Below are 12,107 nucleotides of genomic sequence, written 5' to 3' on the forward strand. Positions count from 1 at the left end.
AAATATTTTCTATACTATTTAATCTATGGATTACCATATTACTCACTATTCTCATTATTACAAGCTAATAGTGGTTCGTACATCATTATAGCGTGATTCTCTGTTACATATTGATCTTCTATTAACTGTTTCTGTTGATTATATACTTTACGTTGAATCACATTATGTCGTATATAACCACCCCAGTATGCAGGTTGAATTGAATGTTCTTTCTCATACACTTCATATTGATAAAGTTGCGGATAGACTGTTCTCCATTCACCAACTAAATATTCATCTGTCATATAAAGATGAAGTTGATACGGTTGGTCCGTTTCATTTTTAATTTGTAAATCCAAATAGTTATAGGAACAAGTTGCTCCACTCCCAAACGGTTGAGTTCGCCTAGAATCAGGAAAGACATCAAAGCTATGACGATATCGTTCTGTTACTGTCAGTGGTGTATGTAAAGTCATCCAATATATTAAATTCGAAAGCTGACAAAGACCTCCTCCAATACCTGTTTGAAAAGATCCGTAATGTAATACCATACCTTCTACATACCCTTTTTTCCTCGTAGGCTTACCTATTAAACGCCAGTAAGAAAATGTTTCTCCTGGTCTAATGACGATACCATTTAGTTTTTTAACAGCAATTTTCAAATTAACAACCTTATTCTGTTGATACCACATATCTACATCTTTGAGCTTACGGAGTAATATCGTTCGGTGCTGAATTGCTGTACAAGGTAGCTTTTCTTGTTGGAACCTTTTTGCATATGTTTTTCCGTCTGATAACCACTGAATATACCTCTTTGTAGAGTAATACCACGTCCCTAGCATAATTCGATACTTAGAACGCTGTTTAGGACGTAAGTGCACTATATTCATTTTATTCCCTCTCTCTTTCTTCAAATAAATTCTAATATATCTCTAATTCAATAAACTACAGTTTTCTTAGCGGCATAATAATTTTTGTAAATAAAAAACGCAAAAAAATAATAAATTTACTCTAGTGGAGATTTTATTTTGAGGATTGCTTTCTAATTATATGAAACTGCGCTACAATACGATAAATTGAAATAAACACATTATAAATATAACGGATAACCTTAAATAAAAAATAATGAAAATTAAAGAAATTCTAAAGTATTAATATATTTTTCGTAAATATTAATTGATAATACATTAGACTTTACTATATGTATAAATTCTCTATTCTACAAAACGAAATTTTTTAATGTAAGAAAAGAATATAATTCCCCTTTAACATTTATACAAGTCTCCTCTGAAAAACTTTACAAAACAATCCGAGCCCTTATATTTAGAATGAACACAAAAAATTGCCACCAGTTAGCTTAACTGGTTGGCAATTTTTTAACGAGAATGCTTTACAAATAGTTGAATTGCTTCTTGTGGTACATAGCACTTTCCATTACTCTCTACAATAATACTTCCTAATTCATACCCTTTACCATTGATACGAATTATATTTTTGTTACCAAATAGTTGTGCTTCTACTTTATTATGTTTTACCACAAGTAACGGGTTTACTCCTTCGGTTTTGTCGGCTGTTACAGTTGCACCGATTTTCTTAAAGGCTTGCTCACTCTCTAAAAATATTTTATTCGTTACTTCTTCTAAGTTAAAGCCCATCGCTTTGGCCATCGTCTTCGCAATGTCTGTATTCTGGATTAAGCCTTCTGGTTTTTGAGGTCCATAAGAATATAAGAATACATCCTCACCTGTATGTCCTCCTGTCGTAAAGCCGATATTTGCACGATTAGCCAATAATGTAGTAAGGATTCGTCCTACATCCATTTTCTTTTTTTCCGCTTTTAATTTTTCTTTTTCATCATGAGTTAGATTATCCAAACCGTATAGTTTAGCTACATCTTCTACATTTGATAAATCAGATTTCAGTTTATTTATAGTTCCTTCAAGTGTCATTTTCGCCTTTTTCAATGGATCAATGTATGCAGAAACCGGTGTAGTATTGTATCCTTTTGTCGTATTCCTATTCCCTATAGAGATGCCGCTGTTACCATGATCAGTTAAAGCGATAAGCATCGTATCCCCATCTTTCTTCGCAAATTGTAACGCCTTTGCTACCGCTTCATCAAATGCCAATACATCGCTAATAATCCCAATCGGATCATTAGCATGAGCTGCCCAATCTGGCTTACTACCTTCTACGAATAAAAAAAAGCCATCTTTATCTTTTGATAATGTTTGAATTGCTTTTTCTGTCATTTGAGAAAGTGTCGGTTGTTCTGGATTTGTTGCTATACGATCCATATCAAACGCAAGAGCATGATGTGAGAAAGAGCCCCAAATTTTATTAGATTTGGAGTTCAATAACGCATCTTTCGTTTCAACAAAATCGTATCCTTTGTCTTGAATCACCTTTACTAAATTTTCACCATCTTTTCGGATTCCATTACTTTTTATAGGTAGAAGCGCCGCTTTTCCCCCGCCTAATACGACATCTATATTTTGATATACTTGCTGCTTCGCAATTACGTTAAATTGCTTGCGATTGACATGGTGAGCTGAGAATCCCGCCGGAGTAGCATGCTGAATTTCAGATGTAGCAACAATTCCCGTTGCACGACCAGTACGTTTTGCACCTTCTAATACGTTTGCGACCGGCCGTAACTTGTCCTCTTCTTTTATTGGCTTTAAGCTAGGTGAATTTACAATAGAAGGTAGTACACCTACATATCCTGAATTCGATTTATTTCCAGTTGCTAATGCTGTTGCTGCTGGCGCTGAGTCTGTAATAGCTGATTCCGCCGAAAACGTACGAACACCTCCTGTTACAATTTGATCTAACGTAAGCGGTGCCCCTTTATACCAGCGAGCCAATGTTGTCGCCGTTGAACTAGTCCCGTCCATAACCATCATAATTATATTTTTAGGCTGATGTTCTACTTTTTTCACCTTAGCTTTGGCCGCATGATAATTCATCATACTTTCCGTACTTAATACGCTTACTATTATAGCTGCCACTAATAGCAACTTTTTTATCTTCACACCATAATTCAACATGATTGTTCCTCCATAAACTTTGCATTCATTTAAATACACCTTATTTCCTTTTCCATTCCAAAACCTACATATGTTTTATTAGTTCCCAATTCTCATAAAGCTAACAATAGTTACCTTCTCTTTCTTTAATTAAATATCGGTATGTTTCATCTATCTTATAAAAAAGATTTAGCATTCTTTTCATTAATTACTTGTTTAACAATAAATCCTCGATTAAAAGAAATAAAAATTTATTGTTAAACAATAAATTTCATGTTAAATTAATAAGATATTAAATAAATGAGGTGCTTTTTATGAAACAAGGATCCACACTCTTTTTAAAGACCGTTGTGATTCTGATCGGAATCCCTGTTCTTGCTATGTGCATTTTTTTAGTCCCTAAAATAGGAAATTTCGCCGCAGAATTATATCCAGATATTGCATATATTAAATATCTTGTATTTATCAACTTATACGCAACAGCACTACCTTATTACTTCGCACTGTACCAAACATTTAAGCTTTTAAACTATATTGATAAAAACAACGCATTTTCAGAGTTATCTGTTAAATCTTTAAAAAATATTAAGTACAGCGCATTGGCAATTAGTGTATTATATGTATTAGGTATGCCACTTTTCTATCTTGTGGCAGAGAGAGATGACGCCCCTGGCATTATTATTATCGGAATGATTATGATTTTTGCTTCAATGGTAATCGCGGTCTTTGCTGCCGTTCTCCAAAGACTATTAAAAGATGCTATAGATATAAAATCAGAAAATGATTTAACGGTCTGAGGTGAATAATATGGCAATTATCATTAATATTGATGTAATGTTAGCGAAAAGAAAAATGAGTGTAACAGAGCTTTCGGAGAAGGTTGGAATTACAATGGCTAACCTTTCTATTTTGAAAAACGGAAAAGCAAAAGCAGTTCGGTTTTCAACTTTAGAAGCAATATGTAAAGCATTAGAATGCCAACCGGGTGATATTTTAGAATATCAACCTGAAGAAACCGAATAAAAAGAGTCCTTCATACGAGAAGGACTCTTTTTATTACACATTACGGCGCAAAACTAATTTGACCAGTAAACAATAGGATAATTGCTATGATCCAAAATATAAAAAATGATGAGGACAGTATTAATGAAAGAATAGCAATTCCCTTCTTCTCTGTTCTTTTCGTCATTGTGATTATTGAAAGCATGATACCTACACCTGTCAGGGCAATTGTAATATAATCTCCAACTATATTACCTGCATTCGCTATCCTTGTTGGCGTTATAAACACGAATAGAAAACACAAAATACCGATGAGTAAAGATATATAGCTTATTATACTGTACTTCTTTTTAGGAACTATTTCTGTTTTCATACTAACCCCACCCCTTCTATATAGCTATGAGTTCATATTAACACGAATAACCATAATTTGGTTAAAACATAAAAAAGATAAAGTGGACGCTATCACTTTATCCTTCAGTTTATTTCTATCTAACAATTAACCTGGCTACTTCTTTAATAAAGATGGACGGACATTCTTTAACTCCTAGCAATTTTTATATACAGAAAATAAAATGAAATAGTTCTAAAAAATAAAGACTGTACCTTTAAAATGAAATATACAGTCTTAAATACTAACTTATTTTATAAAGAAAACTCTCTATTTATCACTACCTTAAAAAACTCCGAGTGATGTGATAAAGAATAATCCGCTACATCACAATTACCTTGAAACATACATGTTGAAATACCTAATTCTTTTGCAGGTAATAAATCTAATTCTCTATCTCCAATAGCTAAATCAATATTGTATTTTTTATGCAGATGATTATAAGCCAAAGAGTTCGGCTTTCGAGGAAAGCCATCGTCAATTGTAACCATATCTACGAAGTATTTTTCCCAGCCGTAATATTTTAAAATGGCCATAACCCCTTTCCTATGTTTATGGGTCATAATCACATTTTTATTTGCAAATTTCAAAACCTCTTCGACACCCGCAAAAGGTTCCATATCTTTTGGAGTAAATTTCCCCTTCAAAACTTTAATTTTTTCTTCCTGCTCGCATGAAATATTATAATATTGAATTGCATGAGAGTATGATATTTTTAAGTTTTTGTATATTTCTTGTTTTTCTACTGAATCACCTAATATTTCAGAAAGCATCATTGTATATGCAGGATACGTATCAAATAACGTCCCATCAAAATCCCATAAAATATTCATTCTATTCACCTTCTATTTTCAAATCATTCAATGACTAAATCCGCCCTATCCTTCGGCAATTCCATTTCTAAGTAATAATCCTCTGCTTTCCAATACCTATTTTCAAACTTTGAAAGGTTTTTCTGCGTTTTTTCACTCTCACGTAGAAACCTTGTCTCTCTTGGACAGTCCAAATAGACCATATAATGAAAGAAATCTCTCCATTCTTTTCGCTGTAGAAAGACTCCTTCAATAACAATTACGCCTACAATAGGAATCTGTACTTTTTTCATTTCACATGAGTCTGTTTCCTCTTGATAAAAAGGCAAAGTCAGTTTTGTCTCATGTTGTAACTTCTGAAAAAACTTCTGCCTCAAGTATGGAATATCCCACTGTAAACAATAATACTCATACCATTCTTCATATCCTGTATGATAGCGTTTATTACGCTCCACTATGTGATCATCAATATGAAAAATATGAAACGGAATGCCTTCTTGTTTCATATTTTCTTTTAAATTTGCTACGAATGTTGTTTTTCCAGATCGACTTAAACCATCTATACCTAAAATGAATCTATTTTCCCTATGCTTCTTCATAATCTTTATAAGTTCGTTTGTGCTCATTACTTCTTCCACTCTTCTTTTAATAAAGAATATAAAATAGTATCATGAGCAACTCCATTTTGAATCATATGTTTTCGAAGTAATCCTTCTTCTTGAAACCCTGCTTTACTTAATAATTTTTGAGAAGCTTTATTTTCTACATATACAACAGCAGCAATTCTTATAAGTTGCAATGTTTCAAACCCGTAAGCTAAAATCGCCTGTAACGCTTCCGTTGCGTACCCTTGTCCCCAATATGTATCATCTAATTCATAACCAATTTCAGCTCGTCTATGATGATTGTTAATTAAATGAAATCCACACGTCCCAATTAATTGGCCCGTCCCTTTTTTCTCGATTCCCCAGCGAAATACACTTCCTTCTTCATAACGATTTTTAAACGTTTGAATCGTTGTTTTCGCTTGCTCAATATTTTGGAAAGAATCCATTCCGAAATAACGTATAACAGATTCTTTCGAAAAATAACGGAACATCGTTTCCGCATCTAATAGTGTAAGTTCTCTTAAGAATAAACGTTCTGTTTCTAGTTTCGGAAATCCCATCTCTCTTTCTCCCTCTATTCTAATGAACTACAAATTTCAATATAATTTCCATCTGGATCAGCAATGTAAGAAATTGTTTGTCCCCACGGTTTTACAATAGGTTCAACTAAAATCTTAATACCTTGTTCTCTAAATTGCTCAATCGTTTCTTGTACATTCTCAACAACGAATCCTAATTCGAAATGAGAAGACTGTAATTCACCTTCTGTAAGCGGTAGTCCTGTTAATTCTTTCACATCTTGCCGCGTATTCATCGCTAAAATGGTAGTTCCAGTATTAAATTCAATATATGTACCGTGCTCTGCTTTTATAGGTAACTGTAAAATATCTTTATAGAATTTTAAACATTCCTCAAACTTTTCTACATATAAAATGATGTACTTCATTTTCAAATCCATTTTACATCCCCCTTTATATCTACCCCTAAAATTTCGACAAAAGTCTCATAAAAACCTTGTTCTTTGTAGTAATGAGCAAAAAAAATGAGGCCGATTTCTCGGCCCCCCAGCTTATTGGCATAAAACAGGAGATTTGGTTTGGACATAACCAGTTCGTACTTTTATTATATTTTATTTTTTCTGAATTTTAAATACATTAAACACCTATTTATATTGAGAAAGTTTTTTGCTTGCATAAAATTAAAGAGTTTAAGAAATGATACAAATGGAGGTGTATACATATGGAACCAATGCTATGTCCAAGTTGTAAAACGAACCGTACTCGCTTTAATATTCTTGAGCAACAAGTAAAACCAGTCAAATTAAATCCACAAACTGGTCAAGTAGAAGAAGAATATACAAATGACACGATGAATGCTTTTCATATGGCCTATCAAGGACCTACTTATCGCGTCCAATGCGCTGTATGTGGGCTTGTTGAAAACCCAGAACAATTTATTAAACCTGCTCAAAATCAGTCTTTCTAATAAAAACATTATTATCCCTTATAGAAATAGATTTTTCTATAAGGGATTTTTCCGTTTAATAACTTAATTAAAAATGTGTTTCTTCCTTATTATATGTTAAACTTCGCACTCTTTTAGAAATGTTTACATAAGAGAGGTAAAACAAACAATAAAAAGATAACGCTTCCATCAATATTTCTACTATTAACTTGTCATATAGTCATCTTTTACTTTTGGATCTTCGATTGGGAGAAAATAACGATTCCTTACGATCTAACAATATGGATTGTTTCTACTATTTGTAGTCTTTTACTTTACTACCATTTTTAAAATCAAAAATCTAATAAATTAATATTAATTGCTAGTTCGTTATTGTTGATTATTTCTTCTTCATTTATGATTTTTTTAGGTGTTGTTACTGATATTATCTTTGTAACTGTTAGTTCTATGAATTAAAAAGTTGGTCTTTTATTATATAAAAAAGAATGAACAAAAAATATATATATAGAAATTAGAGAAGTTGATTCCCATCAATATATATCTTCTCTAAGAATATCACTCTTTGTTAAAATATTTCCTTTTTTAACTTTTTAATCTTCCTAAATAAATTAATAAACGCATATAAATATATACAAACTAAAAACCCTACCATACCTTTATATAATCCTGATTCTGATACTCCAAGAAAACATAAGTAAAGCACTGGAATTAACATTACAAACATAATTGCAACGAACTGTATCAATTCAACAAGTTTTTGTATCTTCGTTTCTTTGTCTGAATAAATATCAGGTAACTCATTTTCCTCTTCTACTTCTTTACAAAAGTAATTCCACTTCGCAAAACTCGTTACATGTTTCCAACCACACATTTCATATATTTCGATATATTCTTTTTGTTTTTCTGTCGAATCCTTATACTCTAATCTAAAGTCTGCTTTATATACTACATCTTTCGGCTCAGTTTTCTTAAACCTATACATTACGTTATACTTTTGTAACGCCCAGCCTTGTTGATGCATTTTACGTAAATACGCTTCTTCTTTTTCTAAGCTCCATACTGCGAAAGGTTTGAATATCTTCTTTGTCTCCATCTTCCATTCACTCCCCTAATATACTGTTTCCATTCTTTACAGACCGCTGTAATCTGTTGTACTCCAGTTCCAGCACTTCTCTCCCAAACGGCGTTAACTCATAGCACTTCTTTCTATCTGTAGAGGCAACTTCAACAATTAACTTCTCTTTTAGTAACTTCGTCGTATTCCCGTATAAAGTACCAGGACCAAGCTTTACTTCCCCATTTGTCATCTCTTCTACCATTTGCATAATTCCATATCCGTGCATTGGTTTCACTAGTGATAACAGTATGTAATATGTCGCCTCAGTTAACGGAATATATTTTTGCGCCTTCGCATTCATTATAACTACCTCCGATGCATCGCCTTATGATATATCGACTTGCGATACATCATATATCGATATTGTATAATCATATTCCAAAATATGCAAGAGTAATTTAATAATTAAATATCCATTTCTTTGAATTAAAAAACCATACAAATTTTCTGAATAATTTGTTAAAATATAGAAATATTAGCTCTTTTATAATGAAAGGAATGGTACATATGATACATAAATTGAAAGAAAACATCGGATCTGTGTTTGTTGGGAAAGAAAATGTTATTGATCTACTGCTCGTTTCACTTCTTGCTGATGGACATGCACTACTCGAAGACGTGCCTGGTACTGGGAAAACGTTACTGGCGAAAACCATTTCCAAAAGTATTGGTGGTAGTTTTTCTCGCGTTCAATTCACCCCTGATGTACTTCCAAGTGATGTAACAGGTATTGAATACTTCAACCCAAAAACAAGCGAATTCGAATTAAGAATTGGACCGGTTATGACAAACATTTTGCTAGCAGATGAAATTAACCGTGCAATGCCGAGAACGCAGTCGAGTTTGTTAGAAGCGATGGAAGAACGACAAGTGACGCTCGAAAAAAAATCTACGCCTCTGCCGAAACCGTTCTTTGTTATTGCGACGCAAAACCCAATCGAATCACAAGGGACTTTCCCTCTTCCAGATGCACAGCTTGATCGCTTTTTAATGACGATTTCAATTGGTTATCCAACTCCTAAAGATGAGTTACAAATGATGCGACGTTTTCGGAACGATTTACCATTAGAAAGTGTCACATCTGTCATCTCATTAGAAGATATTTTAGAAGCTCAAAAACGAGTAAAAGAAATATTTGTTTCGGAACCGTTAGAACATTACATTATTAAACTTGCTCATGCTACAAGAAATCATGATTATATCGCTAACGGTGTAAGCCCACGTGCCACATTAGCTTTAGTACGTGCTGTTCAAGCTTTAGCCTTTTTACATGGGAGAGAATATTGCACACCAGAAGATATACAATTGTTAGTTCCTTCTGTTTGGAATCACCGTATCGTCTTATCAATGGAAGGTGCATTACGTACGACAAAAAATGATATTATGCAAAGTATTTTAAAAGAAGTTGATGTACCCGTGGAGATTGAGCAAGCATGAATGGACAGCGCGTTGTAACTGTACCTTTATTTTTTCAACTTCATATTATTCAACTAACCGTTCCAATCGCGTTACTTTTCACATTCTTTTTCCCGCAACGAATGCTTATGTTTCTCTTTTTCTTCTATTATATATTTGCGATTTTTATTTATAAATATGTCGCTTTCATAGAGAAGAAGTTTCAAATCATAAATGAGAAACAAACTACACGGCTTTTTCCTGAGGAATCTGGACAGTTTTTTATTCATTTAAAAAATGGAGCCAGCATACCGCTCGTTAATGGTGTTTGTTACTTTCATTTAAATTCGTCCCTTATACCGCATAAAGAGCAAGGCATTGAACAAATATCAAAAACGTTATTCTCTTTCCCATTTTCACAACCTGCACATTCGGCACAAAAATGGGATTTAACATTAACCGCTACGAAGCGTGGGGTGTTTCAAATTGAACAGTTTGAATGTGTATTAAAAGATCCATTTCATCTATTAACTGTACATTTACCTGTTTTTGATAAATTAAGGACTGAAATTATTGTGTATCCTTCTCCTAAAGAAGTAGCAGGTTTGCAAGAACTTCAGCAACTTTTAATCGGATCCTATCAAACGAATTTTTCTTTTTACAATGACGAAACATCTATTATAGGTGTAAAACGCTATGAACGTGAATCATTCCGTTCTATTCATTGGAAGGCATCTGCTAAAATGCAGGAATTACAAGCGAAGCAATATGAACCTGTAAAAAATTATAGTTGGACGATTTGTCTTTCTTTAGCTGCCGATCGTGGATTTGGTTGGAAAGATAATGTTGAAGATTTAATTTCATTCGCAACATACATTTGCCAATATGCAACGAAGCATCAAATACCGTTTGAATTATTTATTAGTGTATTAGCAGAAGGTGGTGCATTACATTTATCGTTACATGAAGGGCAAACGCAATATGCAAAAGCTTTAGAAGAATTAGCCCGTATTTCAGATGATAGTACGTTACTTCCGAAACAAGGATTCCTTCATTATGTAACGAGAAAGAGAGAACGATCGTCTACAATGATATACATTGGTTTACAAAGAAATGAACTCCCTCTTCTCTCGCAGCCAACGTTTCTCATTACTAGTGAAGGGATGGTGGAATCGGTTGAAAACTTGGCTATATCACATTCATGATTTCATTCTGCTCCTCCTGCTTTCATTATTAACAGAAAGAGATGAACTAATTAGTATTGCAATATTTTTAACAACAGGCTATATTGGAGTATTTCTTATTCATAAATTTATGCAGAAAAAAACAACAGGATTTGTAATACTTTTAGTTCTTCAAATCGTTCTTTTCTCTTTATTTTTACCTTTTTCTCTTTTTGGCACAATCATATTACCACTATTTTTCTTTATCGTACATGTGGTCGGACCTGGATATCCAGTTCAAAAATCTTTAGGTGGTATTGTATGGTTTGTCGTTTCAGTTATATTTTATGCACCCTTTCCACCGTTGTGGAAACTATTAATGTTAGCCTTGCATCTTATGATTACATTTTGGTTAACCGGGGCAAATCGCAAACAACAACTATTACGTTTTGCTTCTATCATTACGATTGGCTTAATGAGTATATTAATTGTTCAAATATTTCCTTTCATTCGACTTATTTTTGGTTTTATAACGGAAGTAGTCGCATTAGGCGTCGGCTATGCTTTAATGCCATTAATTAAAGCAGCGGAATTAAAAGATACTGAAGATGTTTGGGCAAATAAAGGACATCTCTTAAAACCAAAAATTGAAGACGGAAAAAAAATTCCTGATTTTGATCCAATACTCATAAATAGCGCTACAATAATAGTCTGTACAGCTATCGCTATTTACGTCGTTTGGAAAATAGTAAAAAAACGAAAACATTTAAGTTTACCAAATATGCACGTCTTCGAATCTACTATCATTACTGATAAAGAAGGAATGAGCCAAAATCGTTTTAAACGAAATAAACCGCCACATAACGAAATTCGGAAGGAAATTTTCAAGCTAGAGAGTAAGTTAACCCCTCCTTTAAATAGAAAACGGGGAGAAACTGTTGAGGCTTGGCTAGAAAGAATACATGATGAAGAAGATGTAAATATTCAAAGTGATATTATTATAGATGCTTATAATACGGTGCGTTATTCAAATGGTAAAAGCATTGTACTTCTGCATGAATTTAAGGAAGAGATTCATAAGCTTTATGCATATCAAAAACATTTGAAGAAAAGAAAGAAATAAGACAACAAAAGACTCCTATTTTTT

15 protein-coding genes and 1 pseudogene are annotated in these 12,107 nt (G+C 33.1%); 7 read left to right on the forward strand and 9 right to left on the reverse strand.

Features of this window, described 5'->3' with window-relative positions; all coding sequences use genetic code 11:
• Positions 1 to 38: 38 nt before the first annotated feature.
• Both BCG9842_RS14700 and BCG9842_RS14705 read right to left on the reverse strand, forming a co-directional pair.
• Positions 39 to 869 carry a VanW family protein gene (locus BCG9842_RS14700; RefSeq protein WP_001028246.1) on the reverse strand — a complete coding sequence of 277 codons (831 nt, stop codon included), beginning with the start codon at positions 867 to 869 and terminating at the stop codon, positions 39 to 41.
• 486 nt (positions 870 to 1,355) lie between these two features.
• Positions 1,356 to 3,029, reverse strand: coding sequence for an alkaline phosphatase (locus tag BCG9842_RS14705; protein WP_000935910.1), 1,674 nt, complete (start codon positions 3,027 to 3,029; stop codon positions 1,356 to 1,358).
• A gap of 293 nt (positions 3,030 to 3,322) precedes the next feature.
• Here BCG9842_RS14705 and BCG9842_RS14710 point away from each other — a divergent pair, with 293 nt between their 5' ends.
• Together BCG9842_RS14710 and BCG9842_RS14715 are read left to right on the forward strand one after the other, a co-directional pair.
• Positions 3,323 to 3,805 (forward strand): DUF2975 domain-containing protein, encoded by a 483-nt coding sequence (locus tag BCG9842_RS14710; RefSeq protein ID WP_000809122.1) that lies wholly within the window; start codon positions 3,323 to 3,325, stop codon positions 3,803 to 3,805.
• 10 nt (positions 3,806 to 3,815) lie between these two features.
• Entirely contained in the window at positions 3,816 to 4,031 is a 216-nt protein-coding gene (locus BCG9842_RS14715; protein WP_000974622.1) for a helix-turn-helix domain-containing protein, read from the forward strand.
• Positions 4,032 to 4,071: 40 nt separating this feature from the next.
• On the opposite strand, the gene BCG9842_RS14720 is transcribed toward BCG9842_RS14715, so the two are convergent.
• From BCG9842_RS14720 to BCG9842_RS14740, 5 genes are all read right to left on the reverse strand, one after another.
• Positions 4,072 to 4,383: a hypothetical protein gene (locus tag BCG9842_RS14720; RefSeq protein WP_000845550.1), complete on the reverse strand. Its 312-nt coding sequence runs from the start codon at positions 4,381 to 4,383 to the stop codon at positions 4,072 to 4,074.
• 272 nt (positions 4,384 to 4,655) lie between these two features.
• Complete coding sequence (locus tag BCG9842_RS14725; protein ID WP_001024237.1) at positions 4,656 to 5,234, reverse strand: HAD-IA family hydrolase; 579 nt, start codon at positions 5,232 to 5,234, stop codon at positions 4,656 to 4,658.
• A 23-nt stretch (positions 5,235 to 5,257) separates the two neighbouring features.
• Positions 5,258 to 5,839 carry a kinase gene (locus BCG9842_RS14730; RefSeq protein WP_000106089.1) on the reverse strand — a complete coding sequence of 194 codons (582 nt, stop codon included), beginning with the start codon at positions 5,837 to 5,839 and terminating at the stop codon, positions 5,258 to 5,260.
• On the reverse strand, positions 5,839 to 6,381 hold the full coding sequence (locus BCG9842_RS14735; protein ID WP_000506642.1) for a GNAT family N-acetyltransferase: 543 nt from the start codon (positions 6,379 to 6,381) through the stop codon (positions 5,839 to 5,841). Before BCG9842_RS14735 ends, BCG9842_RS14730 begins: the two co-directional genes overlap by 1 nt.
• 14 nt (positions 6,382 to 6,395) lie before the next feature.
• Positions 6,396 to 6,779: a VOC family protein gene (locus BCG9842_RS14740; RefSeq protein WP_000364500.1), complete on the reverse strand. Its 384-nt coding sequence runs from the start codon at positions 6,777 to 6,779 to the stop codon at positions 6,396 to 6,398.
• 281 nt (positions 6,780 to 7,060) lie between these two features.
• Here BCG9842_RS14740 and BCG9842_RS14745 point away from each other — a divergent pair, with 281 nt between their 5' ends.
• Together BCG9842_RS14745 and BCG9842_RS31635 are read left to right on the forward strand one after the other, a co-directional pair.
• A complete protein-coding gene (locus tag BCG9842_RS14745) occupies positions 7,061 to 7,306 on the forward strand; it encodes a hypothetical protein (protein WP_000433605.1) in 246 nt (81 codons plus the stop codon).
• A gap of 156 nt (positions 7,307 to 7,462) precedes the next feature.
• Positions 7,463 to 7,741 (forward strand): annotated as a pseudogene (locus tag BCG9842_RS31635) (hypothetical protein).
• Positions 7,742 to 7,850: 109 nt separating this feature from the next.
• On the opposite strand, the gene BCG9842_RS14750 reads toward BCG9842_RS31635, so the two are convergent.
• Entirely contained in the window at positions 7,851 to 8,378 is a 528-nt protein-coding gene (locus tag BCG9842_RS14750) for a DUF2812 domain-containing protein (protein WP_000448309.1), read from the reverse strand.
• Positions 8,379 to 8,385: 7 nt separating this feature from the next.
• On the reverse strand, positions 8,386 to 8,703 hold the full coding sequence (locus tag BCG9842_RS14755) for a PadR family transcriptional regulator (protein ID WP_000991890.1): 318 nt from the start codon (positions 8,701 to 8,703) through the stop codon (positions 8,386 to 8,388).
• A 206-nt stretch (positions 8,704 to 8,909) separates the two neighbouring features.
• Here BCG9842_RS14755 and BCG9842_RS14760 point away from each other — a divergent pair, with 206 nt between their 5' ends.
• Genes BCG9842_RS14760 through BCG9842_RS14770 form a run of 3 tightly spaced genes read left to right on the forward strand, consistent with a single transcriptional unit; the run spans position 8,910 to position 12,083 of the window.
• Positions 8,910 to 9,839, forward strand: a complete 930-nt coding sequence (locus BCG9842_RS14760) for an AAA family ATPase (protein ID WP_000581417.1) — start codon at positions 8,910 to 8,912, stop codon at positions 9,837 to 9,839.
• Complete coding sequence (locus tag BCG9842_RS14765; protein ID WP_001014386.1) at positions 9,836 to 11,002, forward strand: DUF58 domain-containing protein; 1,167 nt, start codon at positions 9,836 to 9,838, stop codon at positions 11,000 to 11,002. Before BCG9842_RS14760 ends, BCG9842_RS14765 begins: the two co-directional genes overlap by 4 nt.
• Positions 10,974 to 12,083 carry a DUF4018 domain-containing protein gene (locus BCG9842_RS14770; protein ID WP_000860493.1) on the forward strand — a complete coding sequence of 370 codons (1,110 nt, stop codon included), beginning with the start codon at positions 10,974 to 10,976 and terminating at the stop codon, positions 12,081 to 12,083. The genes BCG9842_RS14765 and BCG9842_RS14770 overlap by 29 nt, the downstream gene beginning before the upstream one ends.
• Positions 12,084 to 12,107: the final 24 nt, after the last annotated feature.

This window comes from Bacillus cereus G9842 (assembly GCF_000021305.1).
In the GTDB taxonomy this organism is placed as follows: domain Bacteria; phylum Bacillota; class Bacilli; order Bacillales; family Bacillaceae_G; genus Bacillus_A; species Bacillus_A thuringiensis_S.

Excerpts from the sequence above, each read along its gene's own strand:
- BCG9842_RS14765 (WP_001014386.1), top strand. The coding sequence starts at position 9,836 with ATGAATGGACAGCGCGTTGTAACTGTACCTTTATTTTTTCAACTTCAT.
- BCG9842_RS14710 (WP_000809122.1), top strand. The coding sequence starts at position 3,323 with ATGAAACAAGGATCCACACTCTTTTTAAAGACCGTTGTGATTCTGATC.
- BCG9842_RS14735 (WP_000506642.1), bottom strand. The coding sequence starts at position 6,381 with ATGGGATTTCCGAAACTAGAAACAGAACGTTTATTCTTAAGAGAACTT.
- BCG9842_RS14700 (WP_001028246.1), bottom strand. The coding sequence starts at position 869 with ATGAATATAGTGCACTTACGTCCTAAACAGCGTTCTAAGTATCGAATT.
- BCG9842_RS14725 (WP_001024237.1), bottom strand. The coding sequence starts at position 5,234 with ATGAATATTTTATGGGATTTTGATGGGACGTTATTTGATACGTATCCT.
- BCG9842_RS14715 (WP_000974622.1), top strand. The coding sequence starts at position 3,816 with ATGGCAATTATCATTAATATTGATGTAATGTTAGCGAAAAGAAAAATG.
- BCG9842_RS14730 (WP_000106089.1), bottom strand. The coding sequence starts at position 5,839 with ATGAGCACAAACGAACTTATAAAGATTATGAAGAAGCATAGGGAAAAT.
- BCG9842_RS14720 (WP_000845550.1), bottom strand. The coding sequence starts at position 4,383 with ATGAAAACAGAAATAGTTCCTAAAAAGAAGTACAGTATAATAAGCTAT.
- BCG9842_RS14740 (WP_000364500.1), bottom strand. The coding sequence starts at position 6,779 with ATGGATTTGAAAATGAAGTACATCATTTTATATGTAGAAAAGTTTGAG.
- BCG9842_RS14760 (WP_000581417.1), top strand. The coding sequence starts at position 8,910 with ATGATACATAAATTGAAAGAAAACATCGGATCTGTGTTTGTTGGGAAA.
- BCG9842_RS14750 (WP_000448309.1), bottom strand. The coding sequence starts at position 8,378 with ATGGAGACAAAGAAGATATTCAAACCTTTCGCAGTATGGAGCTTAGAA.
- BCG9842_RS14705 (WP_000935910.1), bottom strand. The coding sequence starts at position 3,029 with ATGTTGAATTATGGTGTGAAGATAAAAAAGTTGCTATTAGTGGCAGCT.
- BCG9842_RS14755 (WP_000991890.1), bottom strand. The coding sequence starts at position 8,703 with ATGAATGCGAAGGCGCAAAAATATATTCCGTTAACTGAGGCGACATAT.
- BCG9842_RS14745 (WP_000433605.1), top strand. The coding sequence starts at position 7,061 with ATGGAACCAATGCTATGTCCAAGTTGTAAAACGAACCGTACTCGCTTT.